Annotated in this window: 22 protein-coding genes and 1 pseudogene; 12 read left to right on the forward strand and 11 right to left on the reverse strand. The window is 67.1% G+C overall.

Features of this window, described 5'->3' with window-relative positions; all coding sequences use genetic code 11:
• A partial coding sequence (locus QOC76_RS20400; protein ID WP_526359874.1) for a nicotinate-nicotinamide nucleotide adenylyltransferase occupies positions 1-168 on the reverse strand: 168 nt, incomplete at its 3' end.
• 146 nt (positions 169-314) lie between these two features.
• Positions 315-1088 carry a GntR family transcriptional regulator gene (locus QOC76_RS20405; RefSeq protein WP_526359741.1) on the reverse strand — a complete coding sequence of 258 codons (774 nt, stop codon included), beginning with the start codon at positions 1086-1088 and terminating at the stop codon, positions 315-317.
• A gap of 148 nt (positions 1089-1236) precedes the next feature.
• Between QOC76_RS20405 and QOC76_RS20410 the strand changes: the two genes are divergently transcribed.
• From QOC76_RS20410 to QOC76_RS20425, 4 genes are read left to right on the forward strand one after another with little or no spacing between them, the layout of a single operon-like run.
• Positions 1237-2739 carry an amino acid permease gene (locus QOC76_RS20410; protein ID WP_526359743.1) on the forward strand — a complete coding sequence of 501 codons (1503 nt, stop codon included), beginning with the start codon at positions 1237-1239 and terminating at the stop codon, positions 2737-2739.
• 11 nt (positions 2740-2750) lie between these two features.
• A complete protein-coding gene (locus tag QOC76_RS20415; protein ID WP_526359745.1) occupies positions 2751-4187 on the forward strand; it encodes an FGGY family carbohydrate kinase in 1437 nt (478 codons plus the stop codon).
• Positions 4184-5572 (forward strand): NAD(P)/FAD-dependent oxidoreductase, encoded by a 1389-nt coding sequence (locus QOC76_RS20420; protein WP_526359747.1) that lies wholly within the window; start codon positions 4184-4186, stop codon positions 5570-5572. Before QOC76_RS20415 ends, QOC76_RS20420 begins: the two co-directional genes overlap by 4 nt.
• Complete coding sequence (locus QOC76_RS20425; RefSeq protein WP_526359749.1) at positions 5569-6810, forward strand: NAD(P)/FAD-dependent oxidoreductase; 1242 nt, start codon at positions 5569-5571, stop codon at positions 6808-6810. The genes QOC76_RS20420 and QOC76_RS20425 overlap by 4 nt, the downstream gene beginning before the upstream one ends.
• 77 nt (positions 6811-6887) lie before the next feature.
• Here the strand turns inward: QOC76_RS20425 and QOC76_RS20430 are convergent, their stop codons facing one another.
• The 3 genes from QOC76_RS20430 to QOC76_RS20440 are packed head-to-tail and all read right to left on the reverse strand — an operon-like array spanning position 6888 to position 10504.
• Positions 6888-8324: a vWA domain-containing protein gene (locus tag QOC76_RS20430; RefSeq protein WP_526359751.1), complete on the reverse strand. Its 1437-nt coding sequence runs from the start codon at positions 8322-8324 to the stop codon at positions 6888-6890.
• A gap of 9 nt (positions 8325-8333) precedes the next feature.
• On the reverse strand, positions 8334-9209 hold the full coding sequence (locus QOC76_RS20435) for an AAA family ATPase (protein ID WP_526359753.1): 876 nt from the start codon (positions 9207-9209) through the stop codon (positions 8334-8336).
• A gap of 47 nt (positions 9210-9256) precedes the next feature.
• The gene (locus QOC76_RS20440) at positions 9257-10504 is read right to left on the reverse strand and encodes a glutamate-5-semialdehyde dehydrogenase (protein ID WP_526359755.1); all 1248 of its coding nucleotides are present in this window, start codon (positions 10502-10504) and stop codon (positions 9257-9259) included.
• A 63-nt stretch (positions 10505-10567) separates the two neighbouring features.
• Here QOC76_RS20440 and QOC76_RS20445 point away from each other — a divergent pair, with 63 nt between their 5' ends.
• From QOC76_RS20445 to QOC76_RS20465, 5 genes and pseudogenes are all read left to right on the forward strand, one after another.
• Positions 10568-11428, forward strand: coding sequence for a ribokinase (locus tag QOC76_RS20445; RefSeq protein WP_526359757.1), 861 nt, complete (start codon positions 10568-10570; stop codon positions 11426-11428).
• A gap of 11 nt (positions 11429-11439) precedes the next feature.
• Positions 11440-12264 carry an enoyl-CoA hydratase/isomerase family protein gene (locus QOC76_RS20450; RefSeq protein ID WP_526359759.1) on the forward strand — a complete coding sequence of 275 codons (825 nt, stop codon included), beginning with the start codon at positions 11440-11442 and terminating at the stop codon, positions 12262-12264.
• Between the two features lie 61 nt (positions 12265-12325).
• Entirely contained in the window at positions 12326-12655 is a 330-nt protein-coding gene (locus tag QOC76_RS20455; RefSeq protein ID WP_526359761.1) for an ArsR/SmtB family transcription factor, read from the forward strand.
• On the forward strand, positions 12655-13263 hold the full coding sequence (locus QOC76_RS20460; RefSeq protein WP_526359763.1) for a cation efflux transmembrane domain-containing protein: 609 nt from the start codon (positions 12655-12657) through the stop codon (positions 13261-13263). The genes QOC76_RS20455 and QOC76_RS20460 overlap by 1 nt, the downstream gene beginning before the upstream one ends.
• A 14-nt stretch (positions 13264-13277) precedes the next feature.
• Positions 13278-13391: pseudogene (locus QOC76_RS20465) on the forward strand (isoprenylcysteine carboxylmethyltransferase family protein); the annotation flags it as partial.
• A gap of 211 nt (positions 13392-13602) precedes the next feature.
• Here the strand turns inward: QOC76_RS20465 and QOC76_RS20470 are convergent.
• A complete protein-coding gene (locus tag QOC76_RS20470; RefSeq protein WP_526359765.1) occupies positions 13603-15657 on the reverse strand; it encodes an NAD(+) synthase in 2055 nt (684 codons plus the stop codon).
• Between the two features lie 57 nt (positions 15658-15714).
• Between QOC76_RS20470 and QOC76_RS20475 the strand changes: the two genes are divergently transcribed.
• The 3 genes from QOC76_RS20475 (at position 15715) to QOC76_RS20485 (ending at position 17851) form a co-directional block, all read left to right on the forward strand.
• Complete coding sequence (locus QOC76_RS20475) at positions 15715-16254, forward strand: cysteine hydrolase family protein (RefSeq protein WP_526359767.1); 540 nt, start codon at positions 15715-15717, stop codon at positions 16252-16254.
• A gap of 137 nt (positions 16255-16391) precedes the next feature.
• Positions 16392-17225 carry an NAD-dependent protein deacetylase gene (locus QOC76_RS20480; protein WP_526359769.1) on the forward strand — a complete coding sequence of 278 codons (834 nt, stop codon included), beginning with the start codon at positions 16392-16394 and terminating at the stop codon, positions 17223-17225.
• Complete coding sequence (locus QOC76_RS20485; RefSeq protein WP_526359771.1) at positions 17222-17851, forward strand: hypothetical protein; 630 nt, start codon at positions 17222-17224, stop codon at positions 17849-17851. Before QOC76_RS20480 ends, QOC76_RS20485 begins: the two co-directional genes overlap by 4 nt.
• 2 nt (positions 17852-17853) lie before the next feature.
• Here the strand turns inward: QOC76_RS20485 and proB are convergent, their stop codons facing one another.
• The 5 genes from proB to rne form a co-directional block, all read right to left on the reverse strand.
• Positions 17854-18966, reverse strand: a complete 1113-nt coding sequence (proB, locus tag QOC76_RS20490; RefSeq protein ID WP_526359773.1) for a glutamate 5-kinase — start codon at positions 18964-18966, stop codon at positions 17854-17856.
• Positions 18963-20402 (reverse strand): GTPase ObgE, encoded by a 1440-nt coding sequence (obgE, locus tag QOC76_RS20495; protein WP_526359775.1) that lies wholly within the window; start codon positions 20400-20402, stop codon positions 18963-18965. The genes proB and obgE overlap by 4 nt, the downstream gene beginning before the upstream one ends.
• Positions 20403-20487: 85 nt before the next feature.
• Positions 20488-20754: a 50S ribosomal protein L27 gene (rpmA, locus tag QOC76_RS20500; RefSeq protein ID WP_526359777.1), complete on the reverse strand. Its 267-nt coding sequence runs from the start codon at positions 20752-20754 to the stop codon at positions 20488-20490.
• 44 nt (positions 20755-20798) lie between these two features.
• A complete protein-coding gene (rplU, locus tag QOC76_RS20505) occupies positions 20799-21110 on the reverse strand; it encodes a 50S ribosomal protein L21 (RefSeq protein ID WP_526359779.1) in 312 nt (103 codons plus the stop codon).
• A gap of 172 nt (positions 21111-21282) precedes the next feature.
• Positions 21283-24003: a ribonuclease E gene (gene rne / locus QOC76_RS20510; RefSeq protein ID WP_526359781.1), complete on the reverse strand. Its 2721-nt coding sequence runs from the start codon at positions 24001-24003 to the stop codon at positions 21283-21285.
• Between the last annotated feature and the right edge of the window lie 45 nt (positions 24004-24048).

The following is a 24048-nucleotide window of genomic DNA, read 5'->3' on the forward strand; positions in this document are numbered from 1 at the left end:
CGCGATGACGGTCATCAGGTAGCGGTCCTCGGCCGGCGTGACGTCGCGATTCTTCTGCCATGGCTGGCCCGTTGGCACGAACACCACTTCCTCCAGATGGAAGAGATCGGCGACCTCGCTGGCCGCAACGAGGTGCCCGTTATGGACGGGATCGAATGTCCCGCCCATCACGCCCAGCCTGCGTCGAGATGCCACGTTTAGGCAGCTTACGGCAGCGTCGGCGGTGCCTGTCGGTCGCCGAATGTATCGCTTGTTGCGGCGTCTACTCGCACTTTTCCCGCAACGAACGCCATGGTGGGTGAGGCAAAATGCCGTCAGACGGCCGAGAGCCGATGCGCACCGAGGAGTTCCGACACCTCGAATGAGGCGCGGTCGGCGCGGTAGACGTCGCGGGCGTATTCGACACACCGGCCCTTGCTGTCCTCAGTGCAGCGGGTGAGCAGGGTGCCCGCCGATCCCGCGCGCACGCCGAGCTGCGCACTGGACGCATCGTCGAGCACGATCGACTCCAGCACCGCGGTCGAGCGGGCCAGGTCGACGCCGTAGCGGCTGCGCAGCATCGCCCACAGCGACCCGTCGTCCGGCTCGTCGAGGATGCCGGGAGTCAGATCGGCGGGCAGGAACGTGGTCTCCAGCGCGAACGGAATCTCATCGACGGTGCGCAGGCGGTGAAACACGTTGACCGTCGCGGCATCGTCGAGCCCGAGCGCCATCCGCACCGCGGGTGTCGGGTGCTGGTGCTCGGCCCACAGCAGGCGGGCCGCCGGTCGCCGCCCGAGCCGGGACACTTCCTCCGAGAAGCTGCCGATGTGGAAGCGCACACGCGGCTCGGCGACGAAGGTGCCGCGCGGCGGTTTGCGGTAGACCAGCCCTTCGCTTTCAAGCAGAGAGAGCGCCTGGCGCGCGGTCATCCGGCTCACGCCGTGCTGATCGGCCAACTCCCGCTCCGACGGCAGCAGCGCGTGCGGTCCCAACTGCTCGGTGGCGATGCGGTCACGGACTACGGCCGCGATCGCGATGTATCTCGGGGTGGCGGGCGGGAGAGTTCGCCGCGTCGGCGTTGCCTGGTTCCGGGTGGTGCGGGGCATCCATGCAGACTAACCGCGTTCCTCAACCAGCTGGTCTAGGCCATAGCTTTGTAAACACTTCGTGATCTGCCACGACTGGGGTTGACGGTAGCGCGGGTCACACCCATACTACGGTTCAACCACATGGTCTATACCACTGGAGGAACCGATGACGAATCCGAAACCTGCAGCCGCAGGCGATGCAGCTGATCTGGCGAAGTTCGGTTACAAGGAGTCTCTGCAGCGGCGCACCGGACGATTCGCGTCTTTCGCGGTGGCGTTCGCCTTCGTCTCCATCGCCACCGGCATCTTCACCACCTACGGGGCGGTGCTGAATTCGTCGGGGCCGATGGGCATTTGGACGTGGCCGATCGCCACAATCGGGCAGCTCGCGGTGGCATTCGTGCTGGGCGCGCTGGCCGCTCGAATCCCGGTGACCGGCTACCACTACCAATGGATGTCGCGGTTGGCGAACCCCATTTTGGGTTGGATTCTCGGCTGGATCTCGTTCACCTTCCTGGCCATCGTGGTGGTCGCGGTGGACTACACCATCGCTTCGACGATCTTTCCTGCACTGCTGAACTACGAAGGCACCGCGACGATCGCGTGGCTGGTGACCGGTCTCGTGTTGCTGCTTCAGGCCCTGCTCGTCGGGTTCTCGACGCCGTGGGCGGAGCGGGTCAACAACACGTTCGTCTCGCTCGAACTCATCGGCATGGTGGCGCTGACGGTGCTGCTGCTCATCGTGGCCGCCGTACGCGGCGAGACGGACTTCTCGAACCTCTTCAGCACCGGCGCCATCCCCGCCGATGGCTATTGGAGCTTCGGCGACCTGACCACGGCAGGCCCGTGGATGCTGGGCTTCCTGCTGGGCGCGTTCACCATCGTCGGCTTCGAGTCGGCGGCGAACCTGGCCGAGGAGACCAACGACCCCGAGCGGGTTGTCCCCCGCGCGATGTGGCAAGCCGTTCTCGCGTCCGGTGTGCTCGGCTTCCTGTTCATCATCGCCGTGACGCTGGCCGCGGGAGACCCCGTCGCGCTGGCCGAATCGGGCACGCCGATCGCCGACGTCATCGACAAGACCCTCGGGTCGGCAGTCGCCACCCTCCTGCTGGTGATGGTGGTGTTGGCGATCTTCGCCTGCGGTCTTGTCATCATGATCACCGGCGTCCGGTTGACGTGGGCGATGTCGCGCGACGAACGCTTCCCGGGCTGGCAACAGTGGAGCCAGATCTCCCCGAGGTTCCACACCCCGCTGAAGGCCACGATTTTGTACGTCGTTCTCGCCGAGCTGATCCTGGCGATCTTCTCGCACTCGGAGACGGCCCTGTTCACGTTGTTCGGTGCCGCGACGCTGCTACCCGCGGTGATGTACGCCTCGACGGTGGTGCTCTACCTGATCAAGCGGAAGTCGCTGCCGACGAGCGACAAGTTCAACCTGGGCGCCTGGGAGATGCCGATTCTGGTGGTCGCCGTGGTCTGGCTGGTGTTCGAGCTTGCGCTGTTCCGGGACTCGAGTTTCAAGCAGGCCTGGGCATACGTCATCGTGATGGTGGTCATCGGCGCGTGCTACCTCGGCTACCTGCTGGCGACCCGCGGCAAGCGTGGGCTCACGATGCCGGGAATGGCGTCGATCGACGCCGAGCTCGAGGCTGAGGCGGCCAGAGAATAGCGGGGGCGAGGATGCAGCACTTCCTGGCGATCGACCAGGGGACTTCAGGAACGAAGGCCATCGTGGTCGACGAGGCCGGGCAGGTTGCCTCGATCGCCGAGGTCACGGTGCGGCCGGAGTATCTGGCCGGCGGCGGCGTCGAGCAGGACCCCGAGGCGCTGTTCGACTCGGTCGTCAACGCCGGCCGGAAGGCCTTGGCGCAGGCGGGTGTTCCCGTGTCTGCGGTGGCGTTGGCGAACCAGGGTGAGACGGTGTTGGCCTGGGACCGCGACACCGGTCGGCCGCTGACGCCCGCGGTGGTGTGGCAGGACCGGCGGGCCGAGTCGATCTGTGCGCCGCTGTCGGCGTCGGCGGAACTCATTGCGCAGCGCACCGGGCTGGTGCTCGACCCGTATTTCTCTGCGCCGAAGATGGCATGGATCCGGGCGAACCTGACTACGGCGGGCGTGGTCACCACCACCGACACCTGGCTCGTGCACCGGTTGTGCGGCGCGTTCGTCACGGATGCCTCGACGGCCAGCCGGTCGTTGCTGATCTCGTTGGACTCCGTCGCGTGGGACGACGAGTTGATCGGTCTTTTCGGGCTGACTGGCGAGGCGCTACCAGAGATCGTCGCGTGCGATCAGATCGTTGGCAGCACAGATGTTTTCGGGCCGACGATTCCGGTCGCGGGCCTGATCGTCGACCAGCAGGCTGCTCTTTTGGCCCAAAGCTGCGTGGCTGCAGGCGATGCCAAGTGCACGTTCGGCACGGGCGCCTTCCTGTTGGCCCAACTCGGCGGCAAGGCGGCGCGGTCGACGTCTGGCCTGACCACCTCCGTGGCGTGGCGCCTGCGCGAGCAAACGTCGTACTGCGTCGACGGTCAGGTCTACACGGCGGCTTCCGCGGTGCGCTGGGCCGTCGATCTGGGACTGGTGCCCGCGGCGGACCAGATCGACGCTGTCGCAGCCGATTCCAGTGACGGCGTGCTGTGTGTGCCCGCCCTGGCCGGGCTCGCCGCGCCGTGGTGGGACTCCGCGGCGGCGGCGGCGTTCACCGGGATGACGCTGAGCAGCGGACGCGGCCAGCTGGTTCGCGCGTTGCTGGAGGGCATCGCCGCCCAGGTCGCGGCCCTCGCCGGTCTCGTCGCCACCGATCTGGGCCAATCGTTGACCCGGCTGCGGGTCGACGGCGGCCTCACCCAGTCTGCAGTCCTCATGCAGGCGCAGGCCGATCTGGCGCGCATCCCCGTCGACGTCTACCCGTCGTTGCACGCCACCGCACTGGGCGCCGCTGCGTGCGCACGACTGGCGCTCGACCAGAGCCTGGACGTGGCAGAGGTGGTGGGCACGTGGACACCCGACCACACCTACCAACCCGAGTGGTCCGCCGATCGTGCCGCCGAATTCATGGCGCGATGGATGCACGGCGCGCAAGCCGTTCTGGGACAGAACGAGACGACCGCATGAATGGCGCCGATGTCAGCGATGTGATTGTGGTCGGCGCCGGGATCGTCGGCTGTGCCATCGCGCGGACGCTGGCAGGCACGAACCTCTCGGTGACCCTGGTGGAGGCGCGTGGTGACGTCGGCGACGGCACCAGCAAGGCCAACACCGCGCTGCTGCACACCGGCTACGACGCAACACCGGAAACGCTAGAGTCACGGCTGGTGGCGCGCGGCTACGAGTTGCTCGGCCAGTACGCAGGGCAGACCGGCATCCCGGTCGAGCGCACCGGTGCGCTTCTGGTCGCCTGGACCGACGAAGAGGTCGACGCCCTTCCCGGCCTGAAGGACAAGGCCGAACGAAACTTCTATCACCGCTGCGAAATCGTCAGCGCTGACGAGGTGTATCGACGCGTACCCGACCTCGGCCCCGGCGTCCTGGCCGGGCTGACGGTGCCGGGCGAGTCGATCATCTGCACCTGGACCACCAACCTCGCGCTGGCCACCGATGCCGTCGCGCGCGGTGCACGTCTCCTGCGTGGCGCGCGTGTCACCGGTGCGGTCATCGGCGACGGGCACACCACACTGCACACCACCCGGGGTGATGTGTCCGGACGTTGGGTCATCAACGCGGCGGGCCTCGGCGCGGACTACCTCGACACCGAATTCGGACATCACCGATTCACCGTCACCCCGCGACGTGGTGAGCTACTGGTGTTCGACAAGCTGACCCGTCCGATGGTGCCGTGCATTGTGCTGGCCGTGCCGTCGTCGCGCGGCAAGGGAGTGCTCGTCAGCCCGACCATCTACGGCAATGTGATGGTCGGCCCGACCTCGGAGAACCTGGAAGACCGAACGGCCACAGAGACTTCCGAGGAAGGCTTCGAATTCCTTGTCTCCAAGGGTCGCGCGCTGATGCCGTCGTTGTTCGACGAGGAGATCACCGCCACCTACGCCGGGCTACGCGCCGCGATCGACCGCGACGACTATCTCATCGACATCGACGCCCAAGCCCGCTACCTGCTCGTCGCCGGAATACGTTCCACCGGGCTGACTTCGGGGATGGCGATCGCAGAGTACGTGAGCGGTCTGCTCGCCGATGCGGGCCTCGACGTCGCCGAGCGCCCGGATCTTCCCGCGCCGCCGACGATGCCGAACCTCGGCGACGCCTACGCACGCCCGTTCCAGGACGCCGAACGCATCGCCGCCGACCCCGAATACGGCCGCATCGTCTGCTTCTGCGAGCGGGTCACCGCGGGCGAGATCCGTGACGCGTTCCAATCCCCGATCCCCCCTGCCGATCTCGACGGCTTACGGCGCCGCACGCGGGTGATGAACGGCCGCTGCCAAGGCTTCTACTGCGGCGCACACACCGCAGCGCTGCTCGATGCGAACGGTGGAGTTCGATGACCGACCAGCATGTCGCGGTGGCGATCGTCGGAGGCGGCCCATCGGGATTGACCGCGGCCGCCGCGCTCGCCGGCCGGGTCGACGGTGATGTCCTGGTCATCGAACGCGAAGCAGAGACAGGCGGGATCCCGCGCCACAGCGATCATCCCGGCTACGGGATGCGCGATCTCAAGCGATTGGTCTCCGGCCCCGCCTACGCCAAGCGGCTCACCGCGATGGCGCAGAATGCCGGCGCGACATTGGAAACCGAGGCCATGGTCACCGGCTGGACCGGTGAGCGGCGGCTGCAGATCACCTCGCCGCGCGGGATACGCACCGTCGCCGCCGACGCCGTGGTGCTCGCGACCGGCGCGCGCGAGCGGCCCCGGCCCGCACGGCTGATACCCGGCGGGCGTCCCGACGGCGTGTACACCACCGGGCAGTTGCAGAACCTCGTGCATCTGCACCACGCGGACGTCGGCAGCCGCGCGTTGATCGTCGGCGCCGAGCTGGTGAGCTGGTCGGCGGTGTTGACCCTGCGCGAAGCCGGTTGCGCCACAGTCGGAATGGTCAGCGGCTATCCGCATTCCGAGGCCTACGCGGTGTTTCGGATGCCGGGCCGGATGCTGATGGACGGGCCGGTGATCACCCGCAGCCGGATTGTCGCCGTCGAGGGTAAGGACCGCGTGCGCGCCGCGGTGGTGGAGAACCTCCAAACGGGCAGGCGCACCACCGTGGCATGCGACACCGTGGTGTTCACCGGCGACTGGATTCCCGACCACGAACTCGCCCGCACCGGCGGCCTGGCGATGGACTCCGCGACGCGTGGGCCGATGGTCGATGCTGGTCTGCGGACCAGCATCCCCGGGGTGTTCGCCGTCGGCAACCTGCTGCACCCGGTCGACACCGCTGACGGCGCGGCGTTGGACGGACGACATGTGGCGGCCGCGGTCAGCGGTTGGCTCGAGCACCGCGACGAGCCGCCCAAAGCCGTTCGCATCCGCACCGACGGCCCGTTCGAATGGGTGGCCCCGCAGCTGGTCTCGCCCGAAGGCGGCGTCGCGGCCAGGGGCGACCTGCTGTTCTGGGTCGACGAGTACCGCAGGCTGCCCAAGCTGCGCGCGGTGCAGGACGGTAGGACGCTCGCGACCAAACGCACGCCGTGGCCCGCCGCGCCGGGCCGGGTGTACCGGGCGCCGTGGTCGTTGGTGGCAGACGCGGACCCCGCAGGCGGCGACGTCACCGTCTCCTTTGCCTGATTTTCTTTCGCGAGCAGACGCAAACTCGCACAGATGCGGCCGGAATTATGCGAGTTCACGTCTGCTCGCGGGAGAAACTAGACCGGTAACAGCGCGTCGATGACGCTTGCCAGTTGTTTGGCCGACCGGCATTCGTGCATGGTGATGACTTCCTCGTAGCGCGGTACCGCCGAGTCGCCGCTGCCCCACAGGTGCCTTGGCTCGGGGTTCAACCAGTGCGCGTGCCTGCTCGCGTCGACCATGTGGGTCAGCAGATCGGTCTCGGGCTTGCGGTAGTTGTTGCGGCCGTCGCCTAGAACCAGCAGGGAACTCCGCGGCGAAAGCACGTTCGGGTACTTGTCCAGAAACGACACGAACGCGTGCCCGTAGTCGGAGTGGCCGTCGCGGGTGTAGACGCCCGCCTCCCTGGTAATGCGCTGCACGGCCACGGCGAGGTCCGCATCCGGTCCGAACAGCTCGGTGACCTCGTCGGTGGTGTCGATGAACGCGAAGACGCGGACGCGCGAGAACTGCTGCCGCAGCGCGTGAACCAGCAACAGGGTGAAGTGGCTGAAGCCGGCGACCGACCCTGACACGTCACACAGCACGACGAGCTCGGGGCGCGCTGGATGCGGCTTCTTCAATACCACGTCGATCGGCACGCCGCCGGTCGACATCGACTTGCGCAGCGTCTTGCGCAGATCGATCTCCCCCGCACGCGACCGCCGCCGTCTGGCGGCGAGCCGAGTCGCGAGTGTGCGGGCCAGCGGTTGAACCACCCGCCGCATCTGACGCAGTTGCTCGCCGGATGCGCGCAGGAACTCGACGTTCTCGGCCAGCTGCGGAACCCCGTACATCTGCACGTGGTCGCGGCCCAACTGCTCGGCCGTGCGCCGCTTCGTCTCGCCCTCCACCATCTTGCGCAGCTGCGCGATGCGTTGCGCCGCAAGGGCCTTGGCGATCTGTTCCTGTGTCGGCGTCGGCTCGTCGCCGTACGGCGCGAGCAGGCCTGCCAGCAGCCGCCCCTCGAGGTCGTCGAGATTCATCGCCTTGAGCGCCTGATACGACGAGTACGACGGACCGCGACTCGAGTTGTAGCGGCCGTAGGCCTCGACGATCTGCGCGATCATCGCGGCCAGCCGCTCGTCCATGCTGGCCAGCTCTTCGTTGTCGGTAAGCATGTCGAGCAGCATCTGCCGCATCGCCTCGACATCCTCCGGCGGTAGACCGTCACCGTCGGAGTTCTCATCGTCGAGCACGGTTCTCGAGCCCAACGCGGCCGGGAAGTACAGGTCGAACATCGCGTCGTAGGTTTCTCGGTGGTCCGACCGGCGCAGCACCGCACACGCGATACCTTCGCGCAGCGCCTCGCGGTCGCCGAGGCCGAGCACGCCGATCACCCGCCCGGCGTCGACCGTCTCGGACGGGCCCACCGCAATCCCTTGTGAGCGAAGGGCTTCGACGAACTCCACGAGGTGCCCCGGAATGCCGTGGGGCGCCAGCGGCTGCGGCGGACGAGTGCGGCGGACGGCCATATTGCTCTCCTAGTTGAGGCGGAGCTCGCCGCTTGCCTTGATCTGGTCGGACTGGTGCTTGAGCACCACACCGAGCGTGGCGGCGATCAGCTCGTCGTCGATGGTGTCCAGACCCAGCGCCAGAACCGTGCGGCCCCAGTCGATGGTCTCGGCGACCGACGGCAGCTTCTTGAGTTGCATGCCGCGCAGCACACCGATGATCCGCACCAACTCCTCGGCCAGGTGCTCGGGCAGATCGGGCACTCGCGACAACAGGATTCGGCGCTCGAGGTCGGCATCTGGAAAGTCGATGTGCAGGAACAGGCAGCGGCGCTTGAGCGCCTCGGACAGCTCGCGGGTGGCGTTGGAGGTCAGCAGGACGAACGGGGTTTGCTCGGCGGTGATCGTGCCGAGTTCCGGCACGGTGACCGCGAAGTCGGACAGCACCTCCAGCAGCAGGCCCTCGATCTCGATGTCGGCCTTGTCTGTCTCGTCGATCAGCAGAACGGTCGGCTCGGTCCGGCGAATTGCCGTCAACAACGGCCGCGTCAGCAGGAACTCTTCCGAGAACACATCGGTTTTTGTCTGGTCCCAGTCGCCGTGGCCGGCCTGGATCCGCAGGATCTGCTTGGCGTGGTTCCACTCGTAGAGCGCGCGGGCCTCGTCGACACCCTCGTAACACTGCAGCCGCACCAGACCCGATCCGGTCGCCTGGGCGACCGCGCGGGCCAGTTCCGTTTTGCCGACGCCTGCCGGCCCCTCGACCAACAGCGGCTTACCCAGCCGGTCGGCGAGGAAAACCGCAGTGGCCGTTGCGGTGTCCGGCAGGTAGCCGGTCTCGGTCAGCCGTCGCGCGACATCCTCGATGTCGGCGAACAGCGGCGCCGAGCGTGCGGGGACACTCACGTACTGGGTCCGATTCTCTTCGCGCAAGCGCTCATCGTTCTCCTAATTCAGGCCGGGCGAGTGTGGCCGTCTCCCCACACAATCCACTTGGTCGAGGTCAATTCGAGTAGGCCCATCGGTCCGCGGGCGTGCAGCTTCTGGGTGGAGATGCCGATCTCGGCGCCGAAGCCGAACTGCTCACCGTCGGTGAATGCCGTCGATGCGTTCACCATGACGACAGCGGAATCGACACGCTCGGTGAACCGTTGGGCGGCAGCGAGATCCGCTGTGACGATGGCCTCGGTGTGCCCACTGCCGTATTCGTTGACGTGGGCGATCGCGGCGTCGAGGCCGTCCACCACCGCCAGCGCGATATCCATCGACAGGAACTCGGCGCGCAGTTCCTCCCTGGAGGGGTCGCCGTGCACCGTCACGCCGGCATCCTGAAGCGCTTGCGTCAGCCGCGGCACGGCGCGATCAGCGATGGCGTTGTCGATCAACACCGATTCGGCCGCATTGCAGACGCTGGGCCGCCGCGTCTTGGAGTTCAACAAGATTCGTTCGGCCACGTCGAGGTCGGCCGATTCGTGAACGTAGACATGGCAATTGCCGACACCGGTCTCGATGGTGGGCACGGTCGCGTCGCGGACCACCGCGTCGATGAGGCCCGCTCCCCCGCGTGGGATCACGACGTCGACCAGACCGCGGGCCTGAATGAGATGGGTGACGCTGGCGCGGTCCCCGCTGGGCAGCAGCTGGACGAAGTCGGCATTGCGGTTCTCGATCTGCAGCGCATCGCGGAGCGCGGTGACCAGCGCGTGGTTGGATCGCGCAGCCGACGAGCTGCCGCGCAGAAGCAACGCGCTGCCCGCCTTCAGCGTCAATCCGAATGCGTCCACGGTGACGTTCGGCCTGCCCTCGTAGACCATTCCGATCACGCCGATCGGGACCCGCTGCTGACGCAGCTGCAGACCGTTGGGCAGCGTGCGCCCGCGCAACATCTCACCGATCGGGTCGGGCAGGCCTGCCACCTGTCGCAGCCCGGCGGCGATGCCGTCGATCCGCTGCGGGTCGAGCGCGAGACGATCGAGCATCGCATCGGGTGTGCCCGCGGCTTTGGCGGCCGCCAGGTCCTCTTTGTTCGCTTCGAGCACGGCGGAGGCGTCGCGAAGCACATTGTCGGCCGCGGCTTGCAGTGCCGAGTTCTTGACCGCCGTGCTCAACGTCGCCAGTTCGCGGGCGGCCACCCTGGCCCGCCGCGCCGCATCGTGCACCTGCTGGCGTAAGCCGGGCACCGACGGTGCGGGCAGACTCATTACCCCAGCGTATCGAACGTGAATCAAGCGCTCGCAGCGGTGCTTGGTCTAACTTCTACGACTATGGCGGCGCAGGTGTGCGTAGTGGGAAGCGTCAACATGGACCACGTCTTCACTGTCGAGTCGCTACCGCACCCCGGTGAGACGGTCATCGCGTCATCGGTGCGCTTGCTTCCGGGGGGCAAAGGCGGCAATCAGGCAGTCGCGGCCGCGCGCGCCGGAGCGGCCGTACAGCTCGTCGCGGCACTCGGCGACGATCCCGCAGGCGATCAGCTCCGTGCGCACCTGCGGACCAACGGTGTCGGCCTCGACGGTCTCTTCGGCGTGCCGGGCCCGAGCGGGTCGGCTGTCATCGCGGTCGACTCCGCGGGCGAGAACACCATCGTCGTCGCACCGGGCGCCAACGCGCGACTGACAGTCGAGTCCAGCCAGGCCAGGGCCGTCATCGCCGACAGCGACGTGCTGCTGCTTCAGCTGGAGATCCCCGTCACGACCGCCGTCGAGGCGGCACGAGTGGCGCGCGACGCGGGCACGGTGGTGGTCGTCAACGCATCGCCCGCAGGCGCGAAGCCGCACGACCTCCTGGCGCTCGCCCAGCTCGCCGACGTCGTCGTCGTCAACGAGGCTGAGGCTCGCGACTGGCATTGGCCGGTAACCCATCTGGTGATCACCCGCGGCGAACGCGGAGCCAGCTACCTGGGTCAGGACGAGCGATTCGACGTTCCCGCACCCGCCGTCCGGCCGGTGGACACCACGGGGGCGGGCGACGTGTTCGCCGGAGTGCTGGCCTCCGAGTGGCCGGCCGGTCACGAGCAGGCGTTGCGCCGGGCGTGCGCCGCCGGCGCGCTGGCCACGCTGGTGGCAGGCGCCGGCGACTGCGCGCCGTTTGCCGAGGCGATTGACGGGGCGGCCGCCACCGGGTAGGCGTAACTCCCATGTCGACAACCGAAACCGCCCCTCGCCCGCCCGACGGCGATTGGTTGGGCACCCGCTTTCTGAGCTTCCGTCGTGAGGGTCCGTTCGCGGTTTGCACCCTCGACCGGCCCGAGGCGCGCAATGCGATGACCCCTGCGATGTACTTCGGCATCAGGTACGCCGTCGGCCTTGTCGAGGCGGACCCCGACCTCGCAGGCCTGCTGATCACCGGCAGCGGCGACGTCTTCGCCCCGGGCGGCGACTTGGGCGGCGGCGGCGACGACAACTGGCTGACGTTCGGCGCCGCACTCGGGATGGACGTCACGCCGTTCGAGAAGCTGCGACAGTCGGCCAAGCCCGTGGTGTCCGCAGTCAACGGGCTGTGCCAGGGCGGCGGCCTCCAGATCGCACTGTGCAGCGATATGGCGGTGGTCAGCGAACGCGCGACATTCCGTGTGCCCGAGCTGTTCCGCGGCATCGCCGACACGTACTACAGCCAGATGCTAGCGCGGCTGATCGGCCCGGTCCGTACCCGCGACCTGATGCTCACTGGCCGCACGCTGACCGCAGCCGAGGCCGAGGAATGGGGCATGGTTTCGCGCGTCGTGCCGCACGACGAATTGATGGGCACGGCCCGCGACGTGCTCGCCCAGTGCTGCCGGACCGCACCCGCCGCCAGGAGGGTCGTGAAATCCAGCCTCGACAACTACATGGGGCTGTTCGACCGCATCAACATGCAGGCCAGCTATAGCGGCGAAGAGGCGATCGAAGGCTTCCGCGCGTTCAAGGAACGACGGTCGCCGACCTGGGTTCATCCCGATCTGCGGGTGGACGGCCGCATCTAATCGCGCGAACGTTCCTTAGTTCAGCCTTTTCTGAATACATGTCTCGATGTACTGTTGGCGCATGCAGACGGTGACTCACAGCAATGCGCTGTCGCGGTTCGGATGCGCATTGTCCGATCCCACTCGCGCCGAAATTCTGTTGACGCTGCGCGATGCGCCCGGTTACCCCTCCGAACTCGCCGACAAGATAGGGGTGAGTAGGCAGATCCTGTCCAACCATCTGGCCTGCCTGCGTGGCTGCGGCCTGGTGGTCGCCGAGCCCGAGGGCAGACGCAGCCGCTACCGGCTGGCCGACGAACGCATCGGGCATGCCCTCGGCGACCTACTCGGCTTGGTGCTCACCGTCGACCCCGCCTGCTGTCCCGCCGCAGATGCCGACGCCTGCTGCTGATGAGCGCCCCAGTCCGACCGCGACGCGACGTGCTCGCCCGTCGGATCCGACTTCTGGTCGCGGCGACGATCATCTACAACGTCGTCGAGGCGGTCATCGCGTTGGCCGAGGGCACTCGCGTGTCGTCGTCGGCACTGATCGGATTCGGTCTGGATTCGGTCATCGAGGTGTCGTCGGCGGCTGCGATCGCATGGCAGTTCTCCGCCAAGGATCCGGAGAAGCGTGAAAAGGCCGCGCTGCGATTCATCGCGTTCTCGTTCTTCGCGCTCGCCGCATACGTCGCCGTAGACGCAGTGCTGTCGCTGCTCGGCTTCGGCGAGCCACAACCATCGGTGATCGGCATCCTGTTGGCGGTGGCCAGCCTCATCGTCATGCCGGTCTTGTCGCTGGCACAACGGCGTACCGGTCGCTTACTGGAATCGGTTACAGCCGTTGCGGATTCGAAGCAGTTGCTGCTGTGCAGCTATCTGTCCGCGGCCCTGCTCGTTGGGCTCGTGCTCAACGCCCTTGTTGGATGGTCGTTGGCGGACCCCATCGCCGCCTTGGCCATCTCAGCACTCGCGGTTCGCGAAGGCAGAAACGCCTGGCGGGGAGACCCGTGCTGCTAGGGAAGGGAACGGTCATGCCCGCTGTCGGGCTTCTGCTGTTCGCCGTCTTCGGCCTGCTTGGATTCGGTTGGCGCAGTTGGTTGCAACACCGCCACACGGGGTCGACGGGCTTTCGTGGGGTGGCTGGATGGCGTCTGTTGGCACGTTCGTTCCCGGAGTCGGTCTAGTCAGTCGTTGACCGTCCGGCATGCGTTCACGCAGACTCCAGCTCTGCACATCACGCGCGGCAGATTGATCGGCACATATGAGCGCACCCTGGCCGGACTGTCCAGAGCCACGCTGCACATCAGCCACGAGAACGCCGCACCACGTTGTGAGTCGGATCCGGCGCCGAGACGGCTAATCCTCGGGAACGTCGCGTTCGATTTCGTCCAGCCATGTCTTGGCCGACATGTCCGACGGCGCCCGCCAGTCACCGCGTGGCGACAGCGACCCGCCGTGGGACACCTTCGGGCCGTTCGGCAGTGCGGACCTCTTGAACTGGGCGAACGAGTAATAGCGCTGCACGAAGACCTGCAGCCAGTGCCGAATCTCTTTCAGCGAGAACGACGGCCGCTTGTCCTGCGGGTACCCGGTTGGCCAGTCGCCGTGTTCAGGATCGCGCCACGCATGCCAGGACAGGAACGCCACCTTGGACGGACGGAAGCCGAAGCGTAGGACATGGAACAATGAGAAGTCCTGCAGCACATACGGTCCGATCTTCGCCTCGCTGCTCTGGATCTCCTCATCCTCACCCTGCGGCACCAACTCGGGGCTGATCTCGGTGTCCAGCACCGACGTCAGCACCTCGTTGACCCGGTCGTCGAACTGATTCGACGAGACCACCCAGCGGATCAGATGCTGAATCAAGGTCTTCGGCACGCCGCCGTTCACGTTGTAGTGCGACATCTGGTCACCCACACCGTAGGTCGACCATCCGAGCGCCAACTCGGACAGATCGCCGGTGCCGAGCACGATTCCGCCGCGCTGGTTGGCGACCCTGAACAGGTAGTCGGTGCGCAGGCCCGCCTGCACGTTCTCGAAGGTGACGTCGTACACCTTCTCGCCCCGGCCGAACGGGTGGTCCATCTCGCGCAGCATCAGCTCGGCGGTCGCCCTGATGTCGATCTCCTCGAACGTCACCCCCAGCGCCTCGGCGAGCTCGATCGCGTTGCCCTTGGTGCGGTCACCGGTTGCGAAGCCGGGCAACGTGAACGCGAGAATGTCGCTGCGGGGCCGCTCTTCCCGATCCATCGCGCGCGCGGCGACGATCAGCGCGTGCGTGGAATCGAGGCCACCTGAGACACCGATCACCACCTTCGGGTAGTTCAGTGCGCGGAGCCGCTGCTCCAATCCTGCGACCTGGATGTTGTAGGCCTCGTAGCAATCCTGTTCCAGCCGTGTGGGATCGGATGGGACGAACGGGAACCGCTCGACCTCGCGGCGCAGACCGATGTCGCCTGCGGGCGGGTCGAGCGCAAACTCAATGCGTCGGAAGAAGTCTGCGTCGAAGCCGTGATGTGCCCGGTTGTCGTCGAAGGTACCCATCCGCAGCCGTTCGGCGCGCAGCAGCTCGAGATCGACATCGGCGACCGAACGCCGCGGTTCCTTCGGGAAGCGCTCCGAGGTGGCCAGCTGCACGCCGTTCTCGTAGATCATGGTCTGGCCGTCCCACGCCAGGTCGGTGGTCGACTCCCCCTGTCCCGCCGCGGCATACACATAGGCCGCCAGGCAACGCGACGACGCCGAGCGGGCCAGCAGGCAGCGGTCCTCCGCCCGGCCGATCGTGATCGGGCTTCCCGACAGGTTCGCCAACACCGTCGCACCAGCGAGCGCGGCCTCAGCACTCGGCGGTATCGGCACGAACATGTCCTCGCAGATCTCGACATGCAGAACGAAGCCGGGGAGATCGGTTGCGGCGAAGAGCAGGTCGGGGCCGAAGGGCACCTCCGCGACGGCACTGCCCCGGCCGATGCGGATGACGCCACGCACGTCGTCGCCTGGCGCCATTTGACGCCGCTCGTAGAACTCCCGATATGTGGGTAGATAGGACTTCGGCGCGACCCCGAGCACCTGTCCGCGGTGAATGACGACCGCGGTGTTGTAGATCCGGTGCAGATAGCGCAGCGGCGCGCCGACCACCAGCACCGGCAGCAGGTCCGCCGTGGCGGCCACGATGTCGAGCAGCGCGTCCTCGACGGCCCCGAGCAGCGCATCCTGCATCAGGATGTCCTCGATGGAGTAACCCGACAGCGTCAGCTCGGGGAAAACCGCGAGGCCGACGCCCTCGTCGTGGCACTCCCGCGCCAACCGCAAGACCGAATCGGCGTTGGTGGCGGGCTCACCGATGGCGGTGCGCAAGGTGCACGCCGCGACGCGGATGAAACCCTGGCCGTAAGCGGAATAGAAGTCCATCACCGTCTATTGTCGCCCGTGACGTGTCATAAACCGGCTACGGGGTACCAGTGAGTCGTGAGTGACACTGCAGTGCTCGTCGTCGACATGCTCAACTCCTACCGCCATAAGGATGCCGAAAAGTTGGTGCCGAGCGTCGCCGAAGTCGTTGAGCCCATCGCCGGGTTGATCGCCAGGACGAAGAAACGCGACGACGTCGACCTCATCTATATCAACGACAACTACGGCGACTTCACCGCCAGCCGCGACGACCTCGTCCGCCAGGCGCTCGAAGGCGAACGTCCGGACCTGGTGAAGCCGATTGTCCCGGATGACGACATCCGGTTCCTGCAGAAGGTCCGCCACAGCGCCTTCTACGCCACTTCACTGGCGTACTTGCTGACTCAACTCGGGACCAAGCGGGTGATACTCACCGGGCAGGTCACCGAGCAGTGCATTCTTTACACCGCGCTCGACGCCTATGTGCGCCACTTCGAAATGATCGTGCCGCATGACGGCGTCGCCCACATCGACGCCGAACTCGGCAAGGCGGCGCTGCGGATGATGTCGGAGAACATGCGCGCCGAAATCGTGTCGGCGGACGAGTGCCTGCACTGATCCACGGGGACTTCTGCTGGTGACCTCGGCTTGACGCGAAAAGCCGGGGCTGGGCGCGCCGGCCAACTGAGCCGAATTCTGCTGCCGGCATCAGCTACAACACGACCAGGGAAGTCCGATCGCCTACCCTCGATGGGGTGGAAGCCCCCGAACTCGTCGCCCTGATGCGGGGACGGCGGGTAGCGGTGCTCACCGGCGCGGGTATGTCCACCGACTCCGGAATTCCGGACTACCGCGGACCGGACTCGCCGCCGAGCAACCCGATGACGATCCGGCAGTTCACCTCCGACCCGCTGTTTCGGCAGCGGTACTGGGCCCGCAACCACGTCGGCTGGCGGCACATGGACGACACCCTGCCCAACGCCGGCCACCGCGCGCTGGCGGCGCTCGAGCACGCCGGTGTGGTCTCGGGCGTCATCACCCAGAACGTCGACCTGCTGCACACGAAGGCCGGTAGCCGCAACGTCGTCAACCTGCACGGCACCTACGCCGAGGTGATCTGCCTGAACTGCGGCCACACGATGAGCCGCGCCGCCCTGGCGGAGATGCTCGAGGCGGACAATCCCGGATTCGTCGAGCGCGCCGAGGCAGTCGGTGGCATCGCGGTCGCACCCGATGCCGACGCGATCGTCGGCGACACATCGTCGTTCACGATCATCGACTGCACCAACTGCGGTGGCATGCTCAAGCCCAACATCGTCTACTTCGGCGAGAGCGTCCCGAAAGACCGTGTCGCACAGGCGTTTGCAATGGTCGACGAGGCCGACGCGCTGCTGGTGGCCGGTTCGTCGTTGACGGTGTTCTCCGGCTTCCGCTTCGTGCGTCACGCCGCGTCACACGGAGTTCCCGTCGCGATCATCAACCGTGGTCCCACCCGCGGCGACGACCTGGCGGCCGTGAAGATCGACGTCGGCTGCTCCCCCATGCTCGCGCTGCTCGCCGACGAACTCCCGATCATGACGTCGGCGTGAACATACCGCCACTGTCGCTCTTGAACCGGTTGCGGCCGAAGTCCTGTCCCGCCGAAGAGCGTTGGTCGTTGAGCATCGGCGACGTCGTCGCGGATACGGTCAGTGCGCCGGAGCCGATACGCCGCGTCGTTCGGCTGCTCAACCACTTCGGCGGCGTGGCGCTGAGCGGACAGTCCGTCGAGTTCGACGGCGACGACGTGGAGTGGTCGGACGTCACCGATATCCGCACCCGCAACCTGGTCGGCTATCTGCTTTCCGACGCGATCGACAAGCAGGTCGGCAAGCTGCCGTTGCCTCGCTTCCCCGGCCGCGGACTGCTGCTCGACGCGCTGGGAGCCACAGTGCTGACCGCCTTGGTCGCGGTGGCCGGACAGCAACTCGAAAACGGCCCGCTGGACGTGCGCATACCGGCGGAGGTGCACTACCGCGGCATGCTGCGCGGCAAGGAACTCTCTCCGGGCGTGCTGGCCGCGCTAGTGCTGTCCGACCCGGCGGTGCGCGAATGCCTGCAGGTGACCGCCCGCAGCCACGGCGTGAAGGTGCGGCCGTCCGATGACGACCCCGTCGAAGCGGCGGCACACCGCGCGGACCGCATCAAGTCCGCGATCTCGAAACTCACCTCGTGATTTCAGACGGCGACGAGGTCGTCGGCATGCACCGCAGGACGGCGCATTTCGGCGGGTAGATCAGACGTCGACCGGCCGAGCATCGTCGTCAGCTCGGCGGCATCGTAGGCCACCACGCCGCGGGCCACCATGGTCTCGTCGGGCGCGCGCAGTTCGACGACATCGCCGCCGTGGAAACGCCCCGCTACAGCCGTGATACCTGCGGGCAGCAGTGACCGGCGTTGCTTCACCACCGCGCGGACCGCGCCGTCGTCGAGCGTCAGCGTGCCCGCCGACTCCGCGGCATAACGCACCCAGAAGCGGCGCGCCGACATGCGTTCTGGCCGGGGCGCGAACACCGTGCCAACCGACGCGTCGACCAGCGCGGTGGCGGCATCGGAGGCGGCGGCGAGCAGAACCGGCACACCTGCATCGGAGGCCAGCAGCGCAGCGGACAGCTTCGACGCCATCCCGCCGGTGCCCAGGTGGCTGCCACGCCCCGCGATCACACCGTCGAGATCGGCGGGGCCGGCAACCTCGGGGATGAACCGGGCCGGATCGTCGTCGGGTGCCTTACGGGGATCACCCTCGTACAGGCCGTCGATGTCCGACAGCAGGACAAGGGCATCGGCCCCGATGAGGTGGGCAACCAGCGCAGAGAGGCGGTCGTTGTCGCCGAACCGGATCTCATTGGTGGCGACGGTGTCGTTCTCGTTGACGATCGCGACCGCGTGCAGCGCACGCAACCGGTCGAGCGTGCGCTGAGCGTTCGTGTGCTGCACCCGCATCGAGATGTCGTGCGCGGTCAGCAGCACCTGCCCGACGGTTCGGTTGTAGCGGGCGAACGCGGTGCTCCACGAGTTGATCAGCGCCACCTGGCCGACGCTGGCCGCGGCCTGCTTGGTGGCCAGGTCGGCTGGCCGCTTGGTCAGCCGCAGTGGTTCGATGCCGGCGGCGATGGCACCCGACGAGACGATCACGACATCGGAGCCGGCCTTCATCCGCGCTTCGATGGCGTCGGCCAGTGTGGCCAGCCGTGCCGCGTCGAACACACCGGACGGCGTCGTCAACGCGGTGGTGCCGATCTTGACGACGACGCTGCGTGCGTTCCTGACGGCGTCGCGGTGCGCGCTCACGGCTGCTGCTCGCGACGTTGCTTGCGGGCCCGTTTGCGTTCATCGGCGCCCACCCGGTCGGTCTGGTCCAGCCGCGCATCGGTGCCGCGGCCCGACATCGGCACGTCGACGCCTGCGGGTGTCTGCGGCTCCCAGTCGAACGTCATGTCACCGATGGTCACCGCGCAGCCCGGTTTCGCCCCCTGCCGCAACAACTCGTCTTCGACGCCGAGGCGCGCCAACCGGTCGCCGAGATAGCCGACTGCCTCGTCGTTGGTGAAATCGGTTTGCGCTACCCAACGTTCGGGCCGGATACCGTGGACCAGGAAGCCGCCGTCGCCGTCCGATTCGACGGTGAAACCGCTCTCGTCGACCGGTATCGGCCGGATCACCGGGCGCCGCGGCACAAGCTCGGGCTGCGCGGCCCGATAGCTCGACACCAGATCCCACAGCGCGAACGTCAACGGCCGCAGGCCTTCCCGGCTGACAGTCGAGACTTCGAACACCGGCCAGCCGTAGCGCCGCTCGATCTCCTCGCGGAGGAAGTCGGCCAGTTCGCGGGCCTCGGGCACGTCGATCTTGTTGAGCACCACCGCCCGCGGCCGTTCGGCCAGATCTCCGAGCGTCGAATCACCTTGCAGGGTGGGCGTGTACGCGGCGAGTTCGGCTTCCAGCGCGTCGATATCGGAGACCGGGTCGCGGCCCGGCTCGAGGGTGGCGCAGTCGACGACATGCACCAGCACCGCACATCGCTCGATGTGCCGCAGAAACTCCAGGCCAAGGCCGCGCCCCTCGGAGGCGCCGGGGATCAACCCTGGCACATCGGCGACGGTGAACGTGTTCTCCCCTGCGGAGACGACGCCGAGGTTCGGGGTCAGCGTGGTGAACGGATAGTCCGCGATCTTCGGTTTGGCCGCCGAGATGGCCGACACCAGGGACGATTTGCCTGCCGACGGGAAGCCGATGAGGCCGATATCGGCGACGGTCTTGAGCTCGAGCGTGAGGTCGCGGGCCTGGCCGTTCTCACCCAGCAGTGCGAAACCGGGGGCCTTGCGGGCCCGCGAGGCAAGTGCTGCATTACCGAGGCCTCCCCGTCCGCCCGCGGCGGCGTCGAAACGGGTGCCCGCGCCGACAAGGTCGGCCAGCAGCCTGCCCTTCTCATCGAGGACGACGGTGCCGTCGGGGACCTTCACTTCCAGGTCACCACCAGCGGCGCCGTCGCGATTGCTGCCCGCGCCCTGCTTGCCCGATGGGGCGACGACGTGCGGATGGAAATGCAAGTCCAGCAGGGTGTGCACCTGCGGGTCCACCACGAGCACGACGCTGCCGCCGCGCCCACCGTTACCGCCGTCGGGCCCGCCGAGGGGTTTGAATTTCTCGCGGTGGACGGAGGCGCAGCCGTGACCGCCGTTGCCCGCCCGCGCGTGGATCACGACGCGGTCGACGAACCGGGGCATCGGCTATTCCTCCTCTCGCCGAAACGAACATTTGGGCGTAAAAGTGCGAGAAACCCGCGCCCAAACGTCGATCTCGACGCGAGTGCTAGGCCTCCGACGGAGTCGGCTCCACGATGCTGACCGTCTTGCGGCCACGCTTGACGCCGAATGTGACGGCGCCGGCGGCCTTGGCGAACAGTGTGTCGTCGCCGCCACGGCCGACGTTGACGCCGGGATGGAAGTGGGTGCCGCGCTGGCGGACGATGATCTCGCCGGCCTTGACGACCTGGCCGCCGAAACGCTTGACGCCGAGCCGCTGTGCGGCGGAGTCACGACCGTTGCGTGAGCTGGAAGCGCCCTTCTTGTGTGCCATTTATCGACTCCCGCCTGATGCTTGTTTCTTCGCCCGACGGCTCATCACTTGATGCCGGTGACCTTGAGGACCGTCAGCTGCTGACGGTGACCCTGACGCTTGTGATAGCCGGTCTTGTTCTTGAACTTGTGGATGCGGATCTTGGGACCCTTGGTGTGCTCGAGCACCTCGCCGGTGACGGCGACCTTCTCCAGGTCCTTGGCGTCGCTGGTGACCTTGCCACCGTCGACGACGAGGGCGACGGGCAGCGAGATCTTGGCCCCGGGGTCGCCGTCGAGCTTCTCGACCTTGACCACGTCACCGACGGCAACCTTGTACTGCTTGCCGCCGGTCTTGACGATTGCGTACGTCGCCATCGTTCTCTGCTCCTGAGTGCTTCTCTGGGCGTCGCGCTACCCGTTGGTACGCGAGCGGGTCTGGGGTGCGGAACCACGGTGGGCCCGCTGTCATCGGCGTGGGCCGACGGACAACTGGTCAAGGGTACGTGAGGCGCGCCTTCAGGGTCAAATCATCGCAGGTCACGATGGGTCAATCGTCGTGGATCGGCGGACCCGCCGGTCGTGCGGCGGCGCGGCGGCGCAGTCGCCTGCCCCCAACGGTCGCTGCGGCAGCGTCATCGGCGGCCTCGTCGTCGTCCGATTCGTCGTCGTCGGAGTCGTCGTCCTCGTCCTCGTCATCGTCATCGTCATCGTCGTCGTCGTCGTCGTCCGAGTCGTCATCGTCGTCCGAGTCGTCGTCCTCATCGGAGTCGATCACCTCGATGTCATCGTCGAGTTCGTCCTCATCGTCGTCTTCGTCCAGGTCGACGACGTCGTCGTCGTCCGAATCCTCATCGTCGGAATCGTCGTCGTAGTCCTCGTCCAGATCGTCGTCTTCGAGTTCCTCGTCGGCGGCGTCGATGACGGCTTGTTTCATGGTCTCGGTGTCGACCTCGGCGACTTCCTCGACGGCCTTCTTCCCGTCGTCCTTGATCTGCTCGTCCAGATCGTCGTCGTCGTGCTTGCCATTGGCGGCCGCCATCGCCTTGAACATCGGGTGCTCACCGACGTGATGCGCGGGCACCTTCGCCACGGCCACCTCCTCGGGCCGACCGCCCTTCTTGCCGCGCTTGCCGCGCCGACCGGACTCCGACTTGCGGCCGCTGGGCGCCGCCGAGTCGATGGGATCGGCGTGCAACAGGATGCCCCGGCCCGCGCACTGCGGGCACGGCGTCGAGAAGGCCTCGATCAGCCCGGTGCCCAACCGCTTTCGGGTCAACTGCACCAGCCCCAGGGAGGTCACCTCGGAAACCTGGTGACGGGTGCGGTCGCGGGCAAGGGCCTCGGTGAGCCTGCGCAGCACCAAATCGCGGTTGGACTCAAGCACCATGTCGATGAAGTCGATGACGATGATGCCGCCGATGTCGCGCAGCCGCAGTTGGCGCACGATCTCCTCAGCGGCTTCCAGGTTGTTTCGGGTGACGGTCTGTTCGAGGTTTCCGCCCGAGCCGGTGAACTTGCCGGTGTTGACGTCGACGACTGTCATCGCCTCGGTGCGATCGATGACCAGCGTGCCGCCCGACGGCAACCACACCTTCCGGTCCATCGCCTTGGCGAGCTGTTCGTCGATGCGGTGCACCGCGAAGATGTCAGGGCCGTCACTGCTGGCCACTTCATACTTGGTCAATCGTGGAACAAGGTCCGGCGCAACAGAATTGACGTAATCATTGATGGTGCCCCAGGCCTCGTCGCCGGACACGATCAAACCGGAGAAGTCTTCGTTGAACAGGTCGCGGATGACCTTGACGAGCACATCGGGCTCTTCGTAGAGCGCAACCGCGGCGCCTGCGGCCTTCTTCTTGGTCTCCGCCGCGTTCGTCTCGATCTGCGACCAGCGCTCCTGCAGCCGGCTGACGTCGACGCGAATGTCGTCTTCCTTGACGCCCTCGGAGGCCGTGCGGATGATCACACCGGCATCCGAGGGAACCACCTCGCGCAGAATCTCTTTGAGCCGTTGGCGTTCGGTGTCCGGCAGCTTGCGGCTGATGCCCGTGGACGACGCACCCGGTACATACACCAGATAGCGGCCTGCGAGCGAAACCTGTGTGGTCAGTCGCGCGCCTTTGTGCCCGACCGGATCCTTGCTGACCTGAACGACGACATAGTCGCCCGGCTTGAGGGCCTGCTCGATCTTGCGGTTGGCGCCGCCGAGACCCGCCGCCTCCCAGTTCACTTCACCGGCGTAGAGCACGCCGTTGCGGCCGCGTCCGATGTCGACGAACGCCGCCTCCATCGAGGGCAGCACATTCTGCACGATGCCCAGGTAGATGTTGCCCACCAAGGATGCGGAGGCGGCCGAAGTCACGAAGTGCTCGACCACCACCCCGTCTTCGAGCACCGCGATCTGGGTGTACCTCGCGCCCTCGTGCGGCGGCTCGGTGCGGACTTTGTCTTGCACCACCATCACACGTTCGACGGCCTCGCGACGAGCCAGGAATTCGGCCTCGCTCAGAATCGGCGGCCTGCGCCGGCCTGCATCACGGCCGTCACGGCGGCGCTGACGCTTGGCCTCCAGCCGAGTCGAGCCCGAAATCCCCTGGATTTCGTCCCTGTCTTTGTCCTTGGCCTTGTCCCTTTCCTTCTCGCGGCCGGCACGTTCATGGACGACGGTGTTCGGCGGATCGTCGGGCGAAGCGTCGCTGTCGTCTCCACCGCCGCCCTTGCGGCGGCGCCTGCGACGGCGGCGCCTGTTGGCGTTGTCGGCGCCGGCTTCGTCGTCACCACTGTCGTCGTCGGATTCGTCGGAGGAGTCGTCGGCCTGGCCGTCGGACTGCCCATCGTCGGAGTCATCGCCTGCGTCGTCACCGCTCTGCTCGCCGCGGCCGCGGCCACGTCCGCGGCGCCCGCGGCGACGGCGTCGGCTGGGGGGTGCGGCCTGGTCCTCATCCGAGTCCGGACCGTCATCGGAGTCGTCGTCGTCATCATCGTCATCGTCATCATCGGTGCCCGCATCGATGACGACGGGTTGAGGCGCCACGAAAAGCGGCATGTACTCGGCGCGTTCCACCGTGGCTTCGACGACGGTGGTCTCGAGGATCGTTCGAGAGTCCGGTTCGGCCGCGTCGACGTCCTGGTCTTGCTGCGCCTGGTCATCCTCGACGACTTCGGCGGATCCGTCCGGATCCTCCGCCACGACCGTCAGCCCGTCAGGCTGGGCCTCGGGCTCCTGAGTCTCTTCCGATAGGTCTTCTGTACGCGCATCGTCGGCCACGTATTCTCCTCAAGCCCCCGGGCGCGTCATGTCGACGCGGCCACG

It is taken from the genome of Mycobacterium sp., from assembly GCF_032159565.1.
Classification (GTDB): Bacteria; Actinomycetota; Actinomycetes; order Mycobacteriales; family Mycobacteriaceae; genus Mycobacterium.

Bases quoted from the DNA above. Each gene is read 5' to 3' on its own strand.
- QOC76_RS20425 (WP_526359749.1), top strand. From the start codon at position 5,569: ATGACCGACCAGCATGTCGCGGTGGCGATCGTCGGAGGCGGCCCATCG.
- QOC76_RS20455 (WP_526359761.1), top strand. From the start codon at position 12,326: ATGCAGACGGTGACTCACAGCAATGCGCTGTCGCGGTTCGGATGCGCA.
- QOC76_RS20445 (WP_526359757.1), top strand. From the start codon at position 10,568: ATGGCGGCGCAGGTGTGCGTAGTGGGAAGCGTCAACATGGACCACGTC.
- QOC76_RS20440 (WP_526359755.1), bottom strand. From the start codon at position 10,504: ATGAGTCTGCCCGCACCGTCGGTGCCCGGCTTACGCCAGCAGGTGCAC.
- QOC76_RS20420 (WP_526359747.1), top strand. From the start codon at position 4,184: ATGAATGGCGCCGATGTCAGCGATGTGATTGTGGTCGGCGCCGGGATC.
- QOC76_RS20410 (WP_526359743.1), top strand. From the start codon at position 1,237: ATGACGAATCCGAAACCTGCAGCCGCAGGCGATGCAGCTGATCTGGCG.
- QOC76_RS20415 (WP_526359745.1), top strand. From the start codon at position 2,751: ATGCAGCACTTCCTGGCGATCGACCAGGGGACTTCAGGAACGAAGGCC.
- obgE (WP_526359775.1), bottom strand. From the start codon at position 20,402: ATGCCCCGGTTCGTCGACCGCGTCGTGATCCACGCGCGGGCGGGCAAC.
- rpmA (WP_526359777.1), bottom strand. From the start codon at position 20,754: ATGGCACACAAGAAGGGCGCTTCCAGCTCACGCAACGGTCGTGACTCC.
- QOC76_RS20450 (WP_526359759.1), top strand. From the start codon at position 11,440: ATGTCGACAACCGAAACCGCCCCTCGCCCGCCCGACGGCGATTGGTTG.
- rplU (WP_526359779.1), bottom strand. From the start codon at position 21,110: ATGGCGACGTACGCAATCGTCAAGACCGGCGGCAAGCAGTACAAGGTT.
- QOC76_RS20460 (WP_526359763.1), top strand. From the start codon at position 12,655: ATGAGCGCCCCAGTCCGACCGCGACGCGACGTGCTCGCCCGTCGGATC.
- QOC76_RS20430 (WP_526359751.1), bottom strand. From the start codon at position 8,324: ATGGCCGTCCGCCGCACTCGTCCGCCGCAGCCGCTGGCGCCCCACGGC.
- QOC76_RS20470 (WP_526359765.1), bottom strand. From the start codon at position 15,657: ATGGACTTCTATTCCGCTTACGGCCAGGGTTTCATCCGCGTCGCGGCG.
- QOC76_RS20405 (WP_526359741.1), bottom strand. From the start codon at position 1,088: ATGCCCCGCACCACCCGGAACCAGGCAACGCCGACGCGGCGAACTCTC.